The following is a 19,250-nucleotide window of genomic DNA, read 5'->3' on the forward strand; positions in this document are numbered from 1 at the left end:
ATTTTGGTGTTTTCCGCAGGTAAAAAGCCTTAACACTTACTCATTTCGGTGAATCGCGCACTCATTTTGGTGTTTTCCGCAGGTAAGGGACTTCCAACTAAAAAAATATCCCGTCGCTGAGTAGTCAGGGAGCAGGGGGAGAAAGAAAAATATTATCTGAGTAAATTGGATAATTTATTTTCTGGAAGTCCCTAAAAAAGTATATTGCTTGCTCAAAAATTGCGATGTCGGACAATAAGTGGCTGTGTAGCTAAGCTTTGTTGTTTTGTGCAATGCCGAAGGCGGGCTACGCCTACGCACTTATTCTCAAATCAAATTGGATAATTGAAGGTAGAAGCCTAAAAGGTAGTGACACTGTATGTTAAAAAATACGTCATATTTTTAACATATATAGAATCCGATTAAAATATGTATTATGAGAACCAAAGCCTAATTAACCATGAGTGTCATAGTGCAATACAGTTCAGTTAGCGCCAAAAACCTTAAGTTGCGTAGGTTGGGTTGAGGAACGAAACCCAACATTTTCAGGAGTTTGTTGGGTTTCACTTCGTTCAACCCAACCTACAATTATCCTTAACTGAACCGTATTGTGTCATAGTGTTAATCTGGGTATTAGCGGTGAGTATAATTTCGTAGTCAGAAATTAAAGCCTGTTTTTTCAGTACTAGCATGACTCACATTATCAACCATCAGTTTTAGCAAAATATTTAAGATGTCAGAATTTAGAAATCTTCCAGAATGGGATAAAGCCCATGAACTTACAGTAGCAGTTTATGATTTAACCAGAAATTTTCCCGACGATGAATTACTAGGTTTAACGCAACAAATACGTTTAGCTGCTTCTGCTGTCCCGATTAAAATTGCTCAGGGAAGCCATCGCGATGAAATAGAAGCAAAACTAGATTTTTTGGAAATGGCTAGAGATGCAGCCATAGAGATGGAATATTACTTGCTGCTGTGTTATGAGTTAGAACTGGTGCAACCTTCAGATTACGATCGCCTTGTCAGCGGCATCGTGGAAGTGAAAGAATTACTAGAAAATACGATTGAGAAACTCAGCCGCAATTATTAATGATTCTGCGACTTCTTCCCCAACACCAAGAAATTATCCGTAGCCATGCCGAAAGCGCTTACCCCGATGAATGTTGCGGTATAATTTTGGGTCACGGGTTGAGTGAAAGCAAAACTGTTGTGGAAGTGATGCCCACAGAAAATGCCTGGAATAATACAATAGATGATTTCCCAGGCGATCGCACTCAGGAGACCCCACGCCGAAGATATGCGATCGCACCTCAAGTAATGTTACAAGCACAAAGAACAGCCCGCGATCGCGCCTTGAATATTATCGGTATTTACCATTCCCACCCCGACGCACCCGCTATACCTTCCGAATGCGATCGCCTCTATGCTTGGCCTGAATACTCGTATATAATAGTTTCCGTTCAAAAAGGCAAAGCGGAAAAACTCCAAAGCTGGAGTCTAGATGATAATCATCAATTCCAACTAGAAGTAATTAACAACATAATTTGAACAACTGCTGAATACGGATATCATTTTTCGCTACGATTAATAATCCGCCCTCCACGGAAAATTGCTATGCTCAATCCCAATCTGGAAGAAATCCAGTTAACCAAAGACGATTACGAACGCTACTCCCGCCACCTAATTTTGCCGGAAGTGGGACTAGAAGGACAAAAACGCCTCAAAGCCGCCAGTGTACTCTGTATCGGTACAGGTGGACTTGGTGCGCCACTGCTGTTATATTTGGCAGCTGCGGGTGTTGGTCGCATTGGTATTGTTGATTTTGATGTCGTTGATACATCTAACCTGCAACGCCAAGTGATTCACGGTACATCCTGGGTAGGTAAACCCAAGATTCAATCAGCTAAAGAGCGAATTTTAGAGATTAATCCCTATTGTCAAGTCGATCTGCATGAAGTTCGCCTTAGTTCCGAAAATGCTCTGAGTATTTTGGAAGCCTATGATATTGTCGTCGATGGAACTGATAACTTCCCCACTAGGTATTTAGTTAACGACGCTTGCGTGTTGCTGAACAAGCCTAACGTTTACGGTTCGATTTTCCGCTTTGAAGGACAAGCCACCGTATTTAACTATGAAGGCGGGCCGAATTATCGTGACTTGTATCCCGAACCACCACCACCAGGAATGGTTCCCTCCTGTGCAGAAGGTGGGGTGTTAGGAATATTGCCGGGAATTATTGGCGTGATCCAAGCCACAGAAACTGTCAAAATTATTCTGGGACAAGGTAACACTTTAAGCGGACGATTGCTGCTATACAACGCCTTAGAAATGAAATTCCGGGAGTTGAAACTGCGTCCTAACCCCATTCGCCCAGTCATTGAAAAACTAATAGACTACGAAGAATTCTGCGGTATTCCCCAAGCGAAAGCTGAAGAAGCGAAACAGCAGCAGGAAATTCAAGAAATGACTGTGACAGAATTGAAACAGTTATTAGATAGCGGCGCAAAAGACTTTGTACTGTTGGATGTACGTAACCCCCATGAATACGAAATCGCCAAAATTCCTGGTTCTGTTTTAGTACCATTACCAGATATTGAAAATGGTAATGGCGTGCAAAAGGTAAAAGAAATCCTCAACGGACACCGCTTAATCGCTCATTGTAAATTGGGCGGGCGATCGGCAAAAGCCCTAAGTATTCTTAAAGATGCAGGGATTGTCGGAACAAACGTCAAAGGCGGAATTACCGCATGGAGTCGGGAAGTAGATTCTTCAGTTCCTGAATATTAAATTTCTAGATTCTACATTACCAACTTGGATCAAATATAAGCGATTATAGGGCACAGCAATGCTGTGCCATTATCTCTGGATGCGACTGACACTAATATTCGCCTCAATTTTTACCTTATCAAATCCCATCATCCTCGCCTTTTCTGATACCCAAAAATATTGGGCAAAAGATTGCGTTCAACAATTAGGAGAACGTAAATTAATTACAGGCTATCCCGATGGTAGTTTTCGACCAGAAGCAACGGTAACAAGGGCGGAAGCAGCAGTATTAATGTTAAATGCTTTCCCCGATGCACCAATCAGGCGCAGTGCAATTACATTTAAAGATGTACCTGTTAATTATTGGGCAAATAAAGCAATTACCACTGCTTATCAAAAAGGCTTTTTCTCTGGTTATCCTGGGGGAATTTTTCAACCAAATCAACCAATTCCTCGCGCCCAAATTATTGGTGTTGTGGCTGGGGGGAAAAATTATAGTCCTGTATCTAACCCAGCGCAGACATTAAAACAGTATTTTGAAGATGCGGCGCAAATTCCTAACTATGCTCAAAGTGCGATCGCATCTGCTACCATCAACAGTATTGTCGTCAACTATCCCCAAGTTAAACAGCTAAAACCCCAGCAAAGCGCCACCAGAGGCGAAGTAGCAGCTTTGATGTGTCGGGCGTTAAATATCTACACCGTACCCCCACAATATATAGCTGGTGTGGAAGTCCAACCACAAGAAGTCCGCCCTTTACCGGGAAAACTCGATAATATCCCTACTTTTAATAGTAATAGTCCAGAATTAGTCACTACTGAAGGAATTTTACTCTCTACCTTCCCCCCAGATAATAAACAAGCTCCAGAAGCACACCTTAATTATCCCTTTTCTGGGAGATTTGATGTATTTGCCCATCATATCGTCAGGGCGGAAACCCCAGCCCAAAGTCGCACTGTTTACCAAGGAATCATCGTCTACAATCCAGGGAATGAACCTGTCACACTGCAAGTATTACACGCCGCCAGTTACCTTTCTTCTGAAGCACCGTTTATTGCTTTACCGGATATGGTAGACAATTCCCAAAGTACAGTTTACGCTGGCCCTGGTAGTAGGACAATGAATGATGTACTACGAGGAATTAGGCAGAGTAATTTCAGTGAAAAGCTGGTAATTGAACCAGGAAAAACCCAAATATTAGCGAATTTACCCATACCTGTACAAGCTCCCTCTTCTAATGGTCGCACAACGATGATGCGATTAGCGAGCGATCGCCCAATTTATCTGGCAAACTTAGCTAAAAATAGCTCTACAGCTCCTACTGTGGCTGAATGGCAAAGGCTGTTAGATACAGGCAGTTTAGCAGGAAAACGCGATCCCATTCCCACCCCTCTCGACCCTCCCAGGGAACCGACGGTATTTAGCCGCGTTGCTGGTGTCTCCCAAGGGGCGCAATGGCAAGCTAATCTGACGGATAATGCTAATGTGTCCGAGTTAACCATACCCCAACCCGGAAAAGCTTTTGCTTATCCTTTAGGAACTGTGCATTTAATCACCCTTAGCACCGGGCAAATACAGAGTGCGCCAATGTTGAAACGCTATCCTGATACAGCGTATTTTGCTCACAGTAACTATGGTGTCGAGTACAATTTGACTTTACCGTTACGTAATAGTAGTAATCAAAGTCAGATAGTTACCGTATCAATGCATACACCTTTAAAAGATGAAGGGGGAACCGATAGACTACTATTTTTAAAGCCAAGGATGGAACAGATATTTTTTCGCGGTACTGTGAGGGTGCGTTACACCGATGATAATGGTGGGGAAAAGACGCGCTATGTACATTTAGTACAACGTCGGGGACAAATGGGTGAACCTTTGGTGAGGTTGAAAATGTTAGCGGGAGAGCAGCGACAAGTACAGTTAGATTTTTTGTATCCTCCTGATTCTACGCCGCCGCAGGTGGTGACAGTGAGGACGGAGAGGTAAATATCTCACACAGAGAAAACAGAGGCGCAGAGTTTTTTAGTTAGAGTTAAAACAGGTGGCTTTTGAGAGGGAGTAAGTTGCAAGTATATGACTCCTCAAGAATATCTGGAATGGGAAGTACGTCAAGAAATTAAATACGAATATATTGATGGTGAAGTTTTCGCCATGACTGGGGGTACTCTTCCTCATAATGATATTGCTTTAAACTTGGCTTCAGCGTTAAAAAGCCATCTGCGGGGAAGTAGCTGTATTCCCTTTATGACTGCTGCAAAAGTAGCTGTGTCAGAGAATACCTTTCATTATCCTGATGTTGTAGTGAGTTGCGATGAACGAGATAAACAAGCGATTCAATTTCTCCAGTATCCTTGTTTAATTGTGGAATTCCTTTCCCCAAGTACGGAAGCTTACGACAGGGGGGCTAAATTTACGCGGTATCGCCGGATTGAAACTTTGCAAGAATATGTGCTGATTGATGCTGAGAAAATTGGTGTAGACTGTTTTCGCTTAAATGATAGAGGACTTTGGGAGTTACATCCTTATGAAGCAGGGGATGAAGTTCAGTTAACCAGCGTTGATTTTCGCTTTCCCATAGCTTTGCTGTATGAGAACGTGCAATTTCCTACGTAGGGTTTTTGAAATTGTAGCAGGTGCGGTGGGAAGAAAGAGCGATCGCTTGGATGTGGACATGAAGTAGTGCGTAGACGCAAAGCGGCTTGTCGTTAGACATCGCTCTTTGGTTTCGGTTAAAATTGCCACAATGTAGATATGCAAATCAATGGCTGAAACTGGCAGAATCAGGGTTGCAAAAGATAAAGCTGAGTTAGTCAAAGCTTTAACATCCTCAGACGGGGAAACAGGGCCTTTTCAAACTTTTGCTGATGTAGTTGTCTTTGCAGCCGCTTTGGGTGTCAAGCATAAAAAGCGTGTTCCTTTGGGGGAAATTTCTAAAAGAGAACCTTCACCAATTAGAGTAGAATATTTTGCTTCGGTGGGAAATGATGTGGTGATTAAGTTACTGGGAATTACCGAAACTCAAGATATTAATATTTTATCTGCCTATGAGGAAGAATATGAAACTCAACGCAATCATATTTTTGAAGAGTATGCTAATGGTGGGCTAGAGATATTACAAAATGAGTTACGTGGCGCAGTAGATTATTCTGAGCGTATTTTATTATTCTTAAGTTATCAACGCAACCAGCAAGAAGAACAGGAAGAGGAATTTGATTTAAGCAAATTCCTTTTTTGAGCTTGCGTATCCTTATTAGAATGAATTATCTGTCCATCCTAATCTATCTTTAACTGTTTTTACTGCATCTGTTACTGCATTGGCACCTGTAGATAGTTTATAACGCTTAGCTAGATTTTTAGGGTTAGGGTCTATCCTAATTAGATTATTTTGCCAAAGAGGATTCTCTCTTGTCCAATCTATCTGTGCAAGCTGAGAAACTTTATCTTCATCAAAATAATTACTATTTTTATCGTAAGTTAAGTATAGTAACCGACCTAAAACTTCTAGGCCAACACTCACACCTAGTAGACATTCCTCCTTAAATTTCTTGAGTTCAGAAGTAGTTAAATCAACTGCATTTGTCTCAGAAATATATCTTGTGTTACTGCATTCAAAGAAGAACTTATTCAGACAATTCGCTAGAGCATTAGATGAATTCTCCACATCATAGTCATGGAGTTCAGAATCAGGATTCTTTGTAAAAGCACAACTTACGGCTCGTGTTATGTAGTTATTTGTGTAAATAAATTTCTTTTGAATACGGGGAGAATCGTGAATTTTATCTGTTTTTTCATAAAATATTTTTACTTTCTTCACCAAGTTTTTAGTAATACCAACACGACCTTCAACTTCACCAAATGATAATAGTAATGCTTTACCTAGTGGTTTGGTTTGAGCCATATCTCCAAAATCTTTTCTACATTGGTCAATATCGTTTTCTAAGACCAGTGTAATCGGAAAATCATTATCACTAATTAAGGAACTTTCCTCACTTTCGATTAACTTTTGAATAGCTGTTTTACGATGTTGTCCATCTGTAATTTCTAATTTTACATCACGAGGAATTACAACTATACAAATACCTCTGCCCAGTTCGAGAATTGTTATTTTATCTGCAGGTACATTTGCTGTTAGCGTCCCTAAAATCCAAGGCTTTCCTTTTCGGGCTTGCTCTATAATATAATTTTTTATTTCCTCAGCGTGTCCTGGAACTTCTGGGCGTTGTTTCCCTAATTCAGGATCATCGTCCTTCGCAGGTTTTGCTACTAAAAGTGCTGGAAAGTCCTTAGCAGGTATATTTATTTGTAGCATTTTTCGCTTTCCTTGGCGAAACATCAGCCCCGGATAGCAGGAATCTCGATAATGTTCTTCAAAGAAAGGTGCAAGGAACGTACTAAACTGAGCTTTTACCTCTGGTGGAACGTGGTTGTTATTATTTTTATCTATTTGAGCCATATATCAATCTGAATTCCGTAATTTTCACTTTCTGATACATTGTAGCTCGTAAAATCCCTATAATACAACGCGGGGTTAACGCTGCTAGTTATAAAATTGGTGGAAGCCCTACCGCTTTAGGTTCAACAAAATTTCCATCAAAACCTATTGTTTTATCTTCTACAGTTCTCGCATCAGCTAAAGATTTGCGAAGTTCTGCACGTTCCATTTGATCCTGAATCCCACCAAGTATATATATTAGTAACTTGGCTGCTAATTCTCGACCAGCAACTTGTACTCGTTTTTTATTTGGGTCATATAAAACACCATACCAAAGCGATTGCGGATACTCCATTCCACTAAAACCGCCTTGTTGGTCAAACTTCCGCAATTTTTTAAATATATCTGCCAATGCAAAACCTTTTTTAAATAGTAAAATTCCTAAAGCTTGGGCTAATGCGACTTGACCAACAGGACGGAACAGCATATTTCCTTCTCCCCCATCTTTTTCAAAGCTGAAGCGTCTTAAAGCTGGTGTATCTTCATCCTCTAAAAGTTTATAACTGGGAAGGACTGATAAATTATCAAATAGTCTGGTAAATTCCTCAATTCCCTCTTCAATTTCGTTATCCTCTGGGCGCATAGGAATTAAACCTTTTTCTAAAGGTTTCCAATGCGGAAATTTTTGCCCTAAATATCTTTCTGACATATCTTGAATAGCTTGCAAAGTTGTTAACACTGTAGAATTTGCTGCAACTGTTGCACTATTCCAATTAACACGAGGTTTGCGTTCTGGCTGTTGTGCTAAAAGCGGATGATTTGTCGCAATTTTGCGCGCGACAATTGCAAAACCATCATCTTCATTTAACTGGGCTAATTGACCTTTAGTTAAAGGTGCAGCCATGAGGTTAACATGAACAAAAATTGATCTCACTCTGCGCCTTGCTTGAGTGCGAGTTTCTCCAGAAGCAACCGCGCAAATAAATTCAATTCCGATTTTCTCTTTAGATAGACTTTGTAAATAAGCAGGATCTACTTGATATTGCTCAATCAAATCATCTATTTTAATGAAGCTATCATCAGCAGTTTTATCTTTCTTATAACGCTGAAGTTTCCCTGTTTTAATCAACTCCATTAAACCTTGTACACCCATCAATCGATGTTGACCATCTAATGCATAAATGGTGACATTATCTTCAGAAATATTCAGTAAACCTACTTTACCGTCTTTATCCAAAGGTGTAAAATCGGTAGTTGATTGAGTGGCGATTCCCTGACTGTTCCACTCACTAGCTTTGGGATCGTCCACCCAAGATTGATTAATGACTACCAACACCGGGGGAAACTTATGATTTCTCCTTGCTGCTAAATACTGGACTAACGGTGCTTGACGCGACCAATCTAAGGGACGCTGCTGTATTTCATCAATGCTATCAGCGTCAATTTCGATGTTATCTGTGTCGGAATTGTACTTATTCTGAAACAAAGGTAACCCAGAAGCGAAGTGAACCCGACCTGCGAACCATTCCAGGGTGACAGAACCAACATAAGCTTCCGTTCCTCCCATCTCGGTTTTTTGGACGAGAATCCGATCCTTTTTCTCCAAGAAATTTTCTAAGAGTAAAGCAAGCACCTGTTTATCCTTGGTTTCCCGTTCTTCGTATTCTCTAGCGATGTCAGCAGTTGGATCGGATTTACTGTCTTTCATGTTAATTTTTAAAATCTAGATGATGTAAGGTAGTTGAATTGTGAGAAAAGTTCGCTAATAATAGTACAGTTTTTAAAAACATATGGGAAACCCATATTTTCCCTTGGTGTTCTGTTCCTGCTGTGTCTGCGTCAGGATAAGGGTAAGTGAGTTTTAATTGTGTCCGCGCGAATGGGTTCACCCAGATCGCGAGATGAGTTTCCAGAGGTAGGGATAAATGACTACAGCACAACAACCAGAAAATAAAGGTCAGCGATCGCGTACTGTAGCAGATTTAGTGGAGGATATCCAAGCGCTCACCACTGAAATTCAAGATTTGTATTGTTTAGATGAGATCCCTTGGGTTGTGGGTTATTCCGGGGGTAAAGATAGCAGTGCGACATTACAGTTAGTTTGGAATGCGATCGCCGGATTACCACCAGAGAAACGCAAGAAAACCATATATGTGATCACCACCGACACATTGGTAGAGAATCCGATCGTTGCTGCTTGGGTACGGAATTCCATAAAACAAATGAAATTGGAAGCGCAAGCGCAAAATTTACCATTTGAACCCCATCTGTTACAACCAGAAGCTAAAGAAACTTTTTGGGTCGGTTTAATTGGTAAAGGTTATCCAGCACCGCGCGGGAAATTCCGCTGGTGTACAGAAAGGCTGAAAATTAATCCCTCCAATCGCTTTATTCGGGATGTCATCCGCTCCAGTGGAGAAGCGATCGTAGTTTTAGGAACTCGCAAAGCCGAAAGCACAAAACGTGCAAACAGAATGAAGAAATTAGAAGCTTTTCGGGTACGCGATCGCCTCAGTCCAAATATGAATTTACCAAACTCTCTCGTTTACAGTCCCATTGAAGACTGGGACAATGACGAAGTTTGGATCTATTTAATGCAGTGGGAAAACCCTTGGAATTATAGCAATAAAGATTTATTTGCTATGTATCGCGGTGCTTCTGCTGATAATGAATGTCCCTTAGTTGTTGATACTACTACACCTAGCTGTGGTAGCTCGCGTTTTGGATGTTGGGTTTGCACTCTCGTGAGTCAAGATAAATCTTTAGCCGCAATGATTCAAAATGACGAAGAAAAAGAGTGGATGCAACCTTTACTGGATTTTCGTAAAGAATTAGATTTAGAAGAAAACCGAGATAGACGCGATTTTCGCCGGAGAAATGGCGATGTTCAACTATATGAACGTAACCTAGATGGGGAAACATCTGTTGAGCCAATTCCCGGCCCATATATTAAGTCAGCAAGAGAAGATTGGTTGAGAAAACTATTAACAATACAAGCACAACTGCGGCGAACAGCACCAGAAAATATGCGCGATATTACCTTAATTACTATCGAAGAAATGAGCGAAATTCGCCGTATTTGGTTAGAAGAAAGACATGAGTTTGATGATAGTTTACCCCGCATTTATCAAGAAGTCACTGGTGAAGTATTCCACGATCCTCGTCCTGGGGCTGATAATAGTTTACTAGGTAGCGATGAATGGGTGGTACTAGAAGAAATTTGTGCAGATGATGATATGCACTTAGAATTGATGGCAAAATTGTTGGACACAGAACGCCAGTTTCGTAAAATGGTGCGGCGCGTGGGGATATATGAAAGTTTAGAAAAATGCTTTACAACCAGTTCCCGTTCTAAAGAAGAAGCAGTGAGAAATGCTCATTTAAAACGGGATTTAAAAACAGCAGTTGACCAAGGTGATGTGGAACGGGTTAAGCAGTTAACTTTAGGAGATTTTACCGTTACGACAACAACTACAGATGTAAAAGAAACAAACTCAGAAAAAACGCTAAAAACTCAGGATCTAGTAGCCACAACTTCAAAAGTAAATATAGAAATTGTGGATGAAACAAATGATTTACCAAATAGTAAATCAAAAGCTTGGGGAAAAAAGAAATTTAAAAATAAAGAAACAACGCCGGAAGGCGATTCTCAATAAAGAGTCAAGTCTGGATGGAAGGAGACAAGGGAAGGGGGACAAGGAGGACAAGGATTATTATCCCATGCCCAATGCCCAATGCCCCATGCCCAATGCCCCATGCCCCATTATCACCCAAGTGTTTTAACATTTGAATAATACAGCCGACACGGGGAATCTATGCTTGCATCTGGTGATACAGTGATTTGGCTACAAGAACGGACGCCTTTAGGAATTCTCTCACCTAGGGTGTTAGAGGCGATCGCGCAAGCGATGGAATTACAAATTATACCTGAAGGTAAAACTTTAGTAACCGCAGATACTCCACCAGAAGCACTTTACATCGTTCAAGATGGACACTTAGAGTGTGAGACTAGTAATCAAAATAACTCCGCTTTGGCCCGTGGTTTCCTTCCTGGTGAGGTTATTAATCTGCAAGAATTACTCTTAGATGAATTCGCTCCATTCACAATTATTACCCTGAATGAATGTCATTTGTGGGTAATTCCGGCTGATAAATTTCGCAGTTTAGCTAGTCAATATCCAGAGATAAATCAAGCTTTTTCGCGCTTATTAGCTCAAGAATTAGCCGAGGTGACATCTGCTTTAACCTACGAACAAGAACGGGCGATCGCATTACGTCCATATTTAGTCACCAAAGCACAACGGGGAATTGTCGGTACTAGTCGTTATGCTGTACGCTTGCGGGAACAAATTCGCGCTGCTGCGGGCGATCGCTTATCTGTGGAAATCTTTGGCGAACCGGGTTTAGAAAAAGATAATATCGCCACCCTAATTCATTTTAGTTCGCCTCGTCGCCGCGAACCGATCATTAAAGTTAATTGCAGTATTCTGCAAACGAGTGGTGCAGATTTATTTGGTCGTGCTGGCGGTAAACCCGGACTTTTAGAATGGTTGGGAGAAGGTAGTTTAATTCTCAATAATATTCAAGAATTACCCACAGAACTATTACCAGCTGTCGCCCAATTACTGCAAACAAATATATATACTCCTGTGAGTCGTCCGGGAGAACCAAAAGCTGAACCCCGTACCAGTAAAGTTAAGATTTTAATTGTCTCAGAAAAAGCCCAATCACTTATCGAACGCCAGGTAGGTCATGTAATTAAAGTTCCACCGTTGCGGGTACGCAAAGCTGATATTCAAGCGCAAGTAGAATATTACACCAGCCTCTACAGTCGGGCGCGAGGTTTAGCTAAACCCCGTATCACCCCGGAAGCTTTACGCCGCTTGCAAGCTTACGATTTTCCCGGTAATCTCAAAGAATTAAAAAATTTAGTTGAAAGAGCGATCGTTCAAGCTGGCGAAGGGAAAGAATTAACAGAAGAAATATTTTGGTCAGCGGAACCGAAGAAAAAGCAATTTCGCGTCAACTTATTAAATGTGTATCCAGGGTTGCGCAGGTTTTTACGCAGTGATTGGTGGCCCGATCGCATTAATTATGGTTTTACTGTTGCGGCTTTTGCATTTTTGATCGGTGTATTATTTATTGGGCCGCAAACACGCGATCGCAATTTCGGTTTAATCTTATTTTGGGCTTGGTGGTGGCCTGTCTTTCTCTTCCTCTTTCCCTTTTTAGGGCGGATTTGGTGTGCAGTTTGTCCCTTCATGATCTACGGGGAAATTACGCAAAAACTATCACTTTGGTTGTTTCCCAGACAACTTAAACGCTGGCCGCGGGAGAAAGCGGAAAAATGGGGAGGATGGTTTTTATTTGGGCTATTTACCTTAATTTTTCTCTGGGAAGAACTCTGGGATTTAGAAAACACCGCTTACCTCTCCGCTTGCTTGCTACTCTTAATCACCGCCGGCGCAATGATTTGTTCTGCAATATTTGAACGGCGGTTTTGGTGTCGCTATCTTTGTCCCATTGGGGGAATGAACGGTTTATTCGCCAAACTATCGATGACAGAACTCAGGGCGCAACAAGGTATCTGTTCTGCAACTTGTACTACCTATCAATGCTACAAAGGGGGGCCGCAAAAAGGCGAGGGAATGGAAACTGATGGTTGTCCTTTATACTCTCACCCCGCCCAATTGGAAGATAACAGAGATTGCGTATTATGCATGACTTGCTTAAAAGCCTGTCCCCATCGTTCCGTAGAATTTAATTTACGTCCGCCAGGAATTGAACTTTGGACAACTCATGTACCCCGTAGCTATGAAGTCGCGCTGTTATTTTTGTTATTAAGTGGTGTATATCTGCATCGGTTACCAGAAATTCAAGCTTGGTTAGGACTAAACTTTGATTTAACTGTTTTTTGGCAACATGCAGAATTATCTCTCATAACTTTACTTATCCCTGTGACCATTCCCTTAGCAGCTTATGGCTTAACCAAACTATTTAATTTTGGTCGCAAACCGAAAGCATTTATTGAGCTAGCCTATGGTTATTTACCATTAGTATTAGGAGGTAATTTAGCCCATTATCTCCGCTTAGGCTTAGGGGAAGGCGGGCGCATTTTATCCATCTCTTTTGCTACCTTTGGTTTGCATAGCGAGCAGTTACCAGTGTTAGTAGCGCACCCAGCAGTAATTAGTTTTTTACAAGGTACAACTTTAATTTTTGCGGTTTTATTTACGATAATACTCACGCAAAAAATAGCACGTCAACCAATAATTTCACTTATTTGGCAACACTTAGCAACTATTACTCTAGCAGCTAGTTTGTGGGTAATTAGTGTGTTATAGGTTGTAGGTAAATTGCTCCAGTCAGTTGTCAGTTGTTAGTTGTCAGTAGGGGCGGGTTTATGGGAGATCGTTATGGATATTTGAGGATATCTGTGAACCCGCAAGTACAGTTGTCAGTTGCTTTTCTTTACCACTAACGCGGCGGTTTATTATCACTCCTAGCCCTTGAAGGGATAAGCTTCCCGCCGCCTTTGGTGAATTTACATCTAAAGATTGAAAAAAACTGGAATTTTTTACATCTAAAGATTGATAAATTTTTAGCATATAGGAGTTATTGTAAAACTACAAGATGAAACTAAAACCTTCATCACAATAGAGTTGTTTGTTTGTTGCCCGTGGTCTAATTAAAAGCGTGTGTCAGGTGTGGGGAGACAGAAGTTTAGCTAAGTGCATTTACCAGCTATCAGTAAGCTTGGCTAATAATTAGGAAAAATAGCCTAAACTTACAAATGTTAAGTAAAGGACAAAGCAAAAGTAACCCTTGGATTGAATTTTATGTCAATCTAAGGGTTAGTTTTTGAAAGATGAATTGCGAATTGCTATTATGGGCTGCTAGCTCGACAAATTTGTTGAGAGTTGTCCTAAACTAGCATTGAGAACGAATGAAGTTATTATTTACTGCACTAGCTATTACTTCAACTATCTTCTGGACTCAAGGTTGCGCTTCAGTTGTTCAATCTACTGATAATTCAACATCAAAGCATCACGATAGTGCTGGTGCATCAAATAGCCACGAACATCATGGAGGTCATTCTGGGTTAGAATCGACGACGATCGCGAAACTCACAGTTCCGGGAAAGCTGGCGGCGCAAACTCCTGTATCCTTGGTGATTGATGTTCAAGACAAAAATGGTCAAGCGATCGCTAATTTTGATAAATTCCAAGAACAATTAATGCATCTGATTATTGTTGGCGATAATCTTGATACCTTCAATCACATTCATCCTACTTATAAAGGTAACGGACGCTTTGAAGTCCAAACAAGTTTTCCCCATCCTGGTAATTATACCCTGTTCAGCGATTATAAACCAGGGGGGAAGGCGGAAGAAGTATCCCTGTTAAAAGCACAAGTTCCCGGAGAAGCACCAAATACACCGAAAATTGACTTTTCCACTACTAATACTTTTGGGAATACGCTGGTGAATCTCCAGTTTTCCCAACCTACTTTAACAGCTGGGAAAGAAGTAAATGTAATGTTTAATTTACAAGATGCTGCTACTAAGGAACCAATTAAAGATTTGCAGCCTTATTTAGGCGAAAAAGGACATTTAGTAATTATCAAACGGACATCGCAATTAACAAGAGCAGATTATATTCACGCTCATGCTGTGAAAGATACCCCAGCTAGCAAGGTGCATTTTCTCACTAGTTTTCCTCAACCAGGAAATTACAAACTGTGGGGACAATTTAATCGTAATGGTAAAGTTGTGACGGCTGAATTTTGGGTAACTGTGCAGTAGATTGTTGACTGTTGACTGTTGACTGTTGACGGTGGTGACTGAAGCTCACTCAAAGTTTTGACAGCAATTTTTCACAACTGTAATAGGATTGCTATATCCCCGACTGCGCAACAAATCGGGGATTTACAGGAATTTAAGATTAATTGCTAGAGACTTCTATCCCATGACTATATACATGAGGATCGACGGAAATGATCGCATCAGAAAATTCTTGATTATGTAAGTCTTTAAAACCCAATACGGTTCAGTTAAGGATAATTGTAGGTTGGGTTGAACGCAGTGAAACCCAACAAGCGACCGGAAATGTTGGGTTTCGTTCCTCAACCCAACCTACGCCATTTTAAGATTTTTGACGCTAATTGAACCGTATTGCTTTAAAACCCTGGGTGTTTTTCATCGCCGCCAGTTGTTGTGTCGTTTCCCAATTAGCGATCGCAGTTACTCTTGTAGCATCATCGCTCTTGAGTAATTTAGCACAGATGAATCCTGGTTGATATTTGACAACCTCAAAATAAAGTTTCTCGATATTTTTCAGCGCTTGTTCCTGCTTTTCGGGAAGGACGGTAAACACATTGACAACAGTAATCATGATGGTAAGTAGTTACTAGTTTATAATTTGGCTCTCCCTGGGCTAAAAGGCGCAGGAATTCTGATAAATTGTGGCATAGCAGCTTAAATTTAGGCGGTTGCGCTCCTGAAAATTTATTATCCTAACTTGGACAAGTTACTGTCAGGATGTTAATCAATCTCAATTACCACTTTGCCAAAGTGAGCGCCACTTTTGAGGTAATTGTATGCTGCTTTGACTTCAAAAAAGGGAAATACTCGGTCAATGACTGGCTGTAATTTATTTTCTTGAATGGCGTGATTCATCGCCTCAAACATTTTCCGACTGCCAACATAAATACCTTGAACTGTTATGCTTTTGAATAATATGGGCATGGGGTTGATTGCATCTGTTTTACCTGAGAGTACCCCAATTAAACTGACTCGTCCTCCTATACGCACTGCTTGTAAAGATTGGGGTAAAGTACCTGTACCACCTACTTCTACTACATGATCTACACCTGTGCGTTGAGTCAGTTCGTAAACTTTCTTTTCCCAATCTGGCGTTAATTGAGAATTAATCGTTTCATCTGCACCTAAATTCTTGGCTTTGGCTAATTTCTCATCGCTGCTGGAAGTGATGATGACTTGGGCACCGTATAATTTAGCAAATAACAAAGCAAAGGTAGAGACTCCGCCTGTACCCAGCACTAAGACACTGTTACCTTCAGTAATATTACCTTTACTAACTAAAGCGTGCCAAGCTGTCACCCCTGCACAGGGTAAGGTTGCGCCTTGAATATATGAGAGGTGATTGGGTAATAAAACTAAGCCATCTTGATGTAAAACTACATATTCAGCCAACATCCCATTAATACCACCACCTAAATCAGACTTCATTGCTTCCCTAGTTAAAGCGCCAGCAATCCAGTCTTGAAAGAAGATACCTGCGACGCGATCGCCTATTTTTACTCTGGTGACACCTTCTCCTACCGCCACAACTTCCCCAGCACCATCAGACATGGGAATTAGGGGATATTTTACCCCCGAACCATAAGCACCTTCTGCTACCAGCAGATCGCGGTAATTCAAAGCTACAGCTTTAACTTTCACAAGCACTTGTCCCACACTTGGCTGAGGTTGGGGGCGATCGCTCAATGTGAGTGCATCAATTCCCGAATTACTTGCAAGTACATAAGCTTTCATTAAATTACTCCTGGGTAAAAAATACAAGAAAAATATAATTTGGCTAATTTTACGTAATTAACAAAAATCCGCTTGTAGGTTCACATCATGAATTAAGTAAAGCCTAAAACTAGAATTTCCACTATGAGTATTTCTTATTCACATTTCACAGTTCCGTCAATCTCACTTGCACTATTATTAAGTACTGTCAGCATTCCCTTTTCATCCAGGATATTAGATCGGCTAAAACAGCGCCGCGAGCAGCAACAGCAAAAATTACTGGAACAAATTACTATTCTTGATTCCTCTCTAGAACAAGATACTTCTAGCAGTCAGACAGAGAAATTTATTGAGCAACTGCACCAAATTCTACACAGTTCTCGCAAAATTGCCAATCCAGAATTTAGGTTAACTGTACTTAATACTATTATCAATACTTACGACACAACAGATTGGCTGTTGGGTAAAGTAATTAACAGAGTCAAACCGCAGCAGAAAAAGTCAGCGACAAAGCTATTAATGTTAGCGGTACACCTCGCCCAAATGTTGGGACATCCTTATTTAGTAGAGAAGACGATCATTTTCACCAAGCTTGCTAATTATTGGCAAAGAATTGGTGAACAAAAATCAGCTTTGCAACTCCTAGCCGCCGGATTAAAAATCATTGAGATGATTCCAGGCGCAGAAGCTCAAGCTAGATTACTAGTGCCCATAGCTCAAGAATATCTCAATCTCCAGCAAACTGCACAAGCCGAAGAAATATTAACCAAATCGCTTCAAATTGCGCAACAAATTAATTCTCCAGATGAAGCGGCTCAAAGTATCCCCCTAGAAGCCATTGCGCTTACCTACATTCGCCTGGGTAAAACTGAGATAGCTTTAGAAATTGCCCAATCAATTTCTTATCTTTATTATCGAGCAAATGTAATTTCTGAAGTAGTACGTCATTTGGTAAATATAAATCAATTACCAGCAGCGATAGAACTGGCACAAAAGATAGAAATCGTGGAAATGAAGGGACAAAGACTTCTAGAAATTGCTGTTATTTATGCCAATGAAAAAGAAGCAGAATTAGCCTCTCAAGTATTTAACATCGGATTAGCAGCATTTAGTCCCGAACAAGAACCTGCTAAAGGAAATTTCATTCAATCTTATGCTAAAGCTGGGCAGTTAGATGCAGCTTATGTAGCAGCATCCCAGCTACAAAATCCAGAAGTCTTAGCAGTTACTTTGGGCATATTAGCCATTGAATATAATATCTCTGGCAAGATAGAAGTCGTTGAGGAAATTGTTGCTCAAATTATCTCGCTGATTCAAACTACACAAGCTGTCGAGCCAATGGGAAGCTTGTCTAGTATCATAGGCAATGCGATGGCTGCTAAACAATATAAATTAGCATTCGACCTATTGCTGAGTGTTAAACATCCTAATTTTCTAGATAAATCTGCTTGGATTGTCATAGTAGGTGAAGCAGCAATTCAAGCAGGAGAAATAGAACTGACATTACAACTCGCGCAAAGTTTAGAACCCAGCTATGTTGAAGCGCGTAACCTGTTATTGCAGAAAATAGCCTTAGTGTATGCCCAAACTCAGCAAATGGAAAGGGCACTAGCTTTAGTAGAGCAAATAGATAATTCTGGTAGCTTACCCTATCAGATAGAGACTTTAGCCTTAATTGCAACTGTGAATGGTAAAACTGAGTCAAGCGATCGCCTCTTGACTCAAGCGATCGCCAATGCTAAAAAATTAGAATTAAAATCTCAGGCTTTAGCCTTGACGATTGTGGCGCGAGAACTATTGAAGATTGCTAATCAACAGCTAGCCGATGAACTTTTAACAGCAGCTATACAGTTAGCTACCAGCGAACCAGATGCAGCTATACGGGAATCTCTGCTGTTAAAAATGGAAGAATTATTAATGACAGCCCAACAATATCTTGCAGCTTTACAAGTTCTGCAAGCCAACCCCACAGACTACCAAGAGTCTAAATTAACTTCACTGGTTTATTTACTAGTAGAAAATGGCAATGAACAAATTGATGTAGTTAGCATTTACCAACAAATCAAAAATCCCGAAACTAGAACCAGCGGCTTAATTAGTATTGCAGAAAGTTACATCCGCCAGCAAAAACATCGTTTAGCCTCAGAACTTCTCGACTTAGCCTTTGCAGCCGCTAAAACCATCCCCGGCGAAGAATCCCGCGTTTGGACTTTTGGCGCAGATCCTAATGGTTTCCCCACTAGCATTATTGAAGATGAATATGACAGAGGTAGTTCCTTAGAAAAAATTGCTCTGTTAAAAGCGCAAATTGGCTACTATCAACAAGCTGTACATATTGCGCAAGTACTGGAAGATCAAACAACCCGCGATAGATTATTGACAAAGCTGGCAGAATATAAAAAAGGATGATTGCAGCAGATTCAGTATTACTGATTGAATTGAGGTGTTTGCTTTAAAAGTAAAAATCAGTCAAGAAGTCTAAATTTTTCTGACCTCTTGACTGCTATTTCTGTAATATTCAGTTATTTAAC

14 protein-coding genes are annotated in these 19,250 nt (G+C 40.7%); 10 read left to right on the forward strand and 4 right to left on the reverse strand.

The window, feature by feature from the left end; all coding sequences use genetic code 11:
* Positions 1 to 712 precede the first annotated feature (712 nt).
* From H6G41_RS16760 to H6G41_RS16785, 6 genes are all read left to right on the forward strand, one after another.
* Positions 713 to 1,072 carry a four helix bundle protein gene (locus H6G41_RS16760; protein WP_190747322.1) on the forward strand — a complete coding sequence of 120 codons (360 nt, stop codon included), beginning with the start codon at positions 713 to 715 and terminating at the stop codon, positions 1,070 to 1,072.
* Entirely contained in the window at positions 1,072 to 1,530 is a 459-nt protein-coding gene (locus tag H6G41_RS16765) for a Mov34/MPN/PAD-1 family protein (RefSeq protein WP_190747323.1), read from the forward strand. Before H6G41_RS16760 ends, H6G41_RS16765 begins: the two co-directional genes overlap by 1 nt.
* Before the next feature lie 66 nt (positions 1,531 to 1,596).
* Positions 1,597 to 2,769 (forward strand): molybdopterin-synthase adenylyltransferase MoeB, encoded by a 1,173-nt coding sequence (gene moeB, locus H6G41_RS16770; RefSeq protein ID WP_190747324.1) that lies wholly within the window; start codon positions 1,597 to 1,599, stop codon positions 2,767 to 2,769.
* Between the two features lie 79 nt (positions 2,770 to 2,848).
* Positions 2,849 to 4,738 (forward strand): DUF3370 family protein, encoded by a 1,890-nt coding sequence (locus H6G41_RS16775; RefSeq protein ID WP_242037952.1) that lies wholly within the window; start codon positions 2,849 to 2,851, stop codon positions 4,736 to 4,738.
* Positions 4,739 to 4,825: 87 nt separating this feature from the next.
* Positions 4,826 to 5,365, forward strand: a complete 540-nt coding sequence (locus tag H6G41_RS16780; protein WP_190747326.1) for a Uma2 family endonuclease — start codon at positions 4,826 to 4,828, stop codon at positions 5,363 to 5,365.
* A gap of 148 nt (positions 5,366 to 5,513) precedes the next feature.
* Entirely contained in the window at positions 5,514 to 5,987 is a 474-nt protein-coding gene (locus H6G41_RS16785; RefSeq protein ID WP_190747327.1) for a DNA phosphorothioation-associated protein 4, read from the forward strand.
* A gap of 15 nt (positions 5,988 to 6,002) precedes the next feature.
* On the opposite strand, the gene H6G41_RS16790 is transcribed toward H6G41_RS16785, so the two are convergent.
* Positions 6,003 to 7,205 (reverse strand): DNA sulfur modification protein DndB, encoded by a 1,203-nt coding sequence (locus H6G41_RS16790; RefSeq protein ID WP_190747328.1) that lies wholly within the window; start codon positions 7,203 to 7,205, stop codon positions 6,003 to 6,005.
* An 88-nt stretch (positions 7,206 to 7,293) separates the two neighbouring features.
* Positions 7,294 to 8,892, reverse strand: coding sequence for a DGQHR domain-containing protein (locus H6G41_RS16795; protein ID WP_190747329.1), 1,599 nt, complete (start codon positions 8,890 to 8,892; stop codon positions 7,294 to 7,296).
* A 217-nt stretch (positions 8,893 to 9,109) separates the two neighbouring features.
* On the opposite strand from H6G41_RS16795, the gene dndC reads away from it, so the two are divergent.
* From dndC to H6G41_RS16810, 3 genes are all read left to right on the forward strand, one after another.
* On the forward strand, positions 9,110 to 10,840 hold the full coding sequence (dndC, locus tag H6G41_RS16800; protein ID WP_190747330.1) for a DNA phosphorothioation system sulfurtransferase DndC: 1,731 nt from the start codon (positions 9,110 to 9,112) through the stop codon (positions 10,838 to 10,840).
* A 159-nt stretch (positions 10,841 to 10,999) separates the two neighbouring features.
* Positions 11,000 to 13,528 carry a cyclic nucleotide-binding domain-containing protein gene (locus H6G41_RS16805; protein WP_190747331.1) on the forward strand — a complete coding sequence of 843 codons (2,529 nt, stop codon included), beginning with the start codon at positions 11,000 to 11,002 and terminating at the stop codon, positions 13,526 to 13,528.
* A gap of 602 nt (positions 13,529 to 14,130) precedes the next feature.
* A complete protein-coding gene (locus H6G41_RS16810; protein WP_190747332.1) occupies positions 14,131 to 14,988 on the forward strand; it encodes a hypothetical protein in 858 nt (285 codons plus the stop codon).
* A gap of 355 nt (positions 14,989 to 15,343) precedes the next feature.
* On the opposite strand, the gene H6G41_RS16815 is transcribed toward H6G41_RS16810, so the two are convergent.
* Positions 15,344 to 15,577, reverse strand: a complete 234-nt coding sequence (locus H6G41_RS16815; RefSeq protein ID WP_190747333.1) for an antibiotic biosynthesis monooxygenase family protein — start codon at positions 15,575 to 15,577, stop codon at positions 15,344 to 15,346.
* A 149-nt stretch (positions 15,578 to 15,726) separates the two neighbouring features.
* Positions 15,727 to 16,740 carry an NAD(P)-dependent alcohol dehydrogenase gene (locus tag H6G41_RS16820; RefSeq protein ID WP_190747334.1) on the reverse strand — a complete coding sequence of 338 codons (1,014 nt, stop codon included), beginning with the start codon at positions 16,738 to 16,740 and terminating at the stop codon, positions 15,727 to 15,729.
* A gap of 123 nt (positions 16,741 to 16,863) precedes the next feature.
* Between H6G41_RS16820 and H6G41_RS16825 the strand changes: the two genes are divergently transcribed.
* Entirely contained in the window at positions 16,864 to 19,128 is a 2,265-nt protein-coding gene (locus H6G41_RS16825; RefSeq protein ID WP_190747335.1) for a lipopolysaccharide assembly protein LapB, read from the forward strand.
* The last annotated feature ends 122 nt before the right edge of the window (positions 19,129 to 19,250 follow it).

The organism is Tolypothrix sp. FACHB-123, assembly GCF_014697075.1.
Taxonomy (GTDB): Bacteria; Cyanobacteriota; Cyanobacteriia; order Cyanobacteriales; family Nostocaceae; genus Aulosira.

Bases quoted from the DNA above. Each gene is read 5' to 3' on its own strand.
- H6G41_RS16790 (WP_190747328.1), bottom strand. From the start codon at position 7,205: ATGGCTCAAATAGATAAAAATAATAACAACCACGTTCCACCAGAGGTA.
- dndC (WP_190747330.1), top strand. From the start codon at position 9,110: ATGACTACAGCACAACAACCAGAAAATAAAGGTCAGCGATCGCGTACT.
- H6G41_RS16795 (WP_190747329.1), bottom strand. From the start codon at position 8,892: ATGAAAGACAGTAAATCCGATCCAACTGCTGACATCGCTAGAGAATAC.
- H6G41_RS16810 (WP_190747332.1), top strand. From the start codon at position 14,131: ATGAAGTTATTATTTACTGCACTAGCTATTACTTCAACTATCTTCTGG.
- moeB (WP_190747324.1), top strand. From the start codon at position 1,597: ATGCTCAATCCCAATCTGGAAGAAATCCAGTTAACCAAAGACGATTAC.
- H6G41_RS16775 (WP_242037952.1), top strand. From the start codon at position 2,849: ATGCGACTGACACTAATATTCGCCTCAATTTTTACCTTATCAAATCCC.
- H6G41_RS16765 (WP_190747323.1), top strand. From the start codon at position 1,072: ATGATTCTGCGACTTCTTCCCCAACACCAAGAAATTATCCGTAGCCAT.
- H6G41_RS16760 (WP_190747322.1), top strand. From the start codon at position 713: ATGTCAGAATTTAGAAATCTTCCAGAATGGGATAAAGCCCATGAACTT.
- H6G41_RS16820 (WP_190747334.1), bottom strand. From the start codon at position 16,740: ATGAAAGCTTATGTACTTGCAAGTAATTCGGGAATTGATGCACTCACA.
- H6G41_RS16815 (WP_190747333.1), bottom strand. From the start codon at position 15,577: ATGATTACTGTTGTCAATGTGTTTACCGTCCTTCCCGAAAAGCAGGAA.
- H6G41_RS16805 (WP_190747331.1), top strand. From the start codon at position 11,000: ATGCTTGCATCTGGTGATACAGTGATTTGGCTACAAGAACGGACGCCT.
- H6G41_RS16785 (WP_190747327.1), top strand. From the start codon at position 5,514: ATGGCTGAAACTGGCAGAATCAGGGTTGCAAAAGATAAAGCTGAGTTA.
- H6G41_RS16780 (WP_190747326.1), top strand. From the start codon at position 4,826: ATGACTCCTCAAGAATATCTGGAATGGGAAGTACGTCAAGAAATTAAA.
- H6G41_RS16825 (WP_190747335.1), top strand. From the start codon at position 16,864: ATGAGTATTTCTTATTCACATTTCACAGTTCCGTCAATCTCACTTGCA.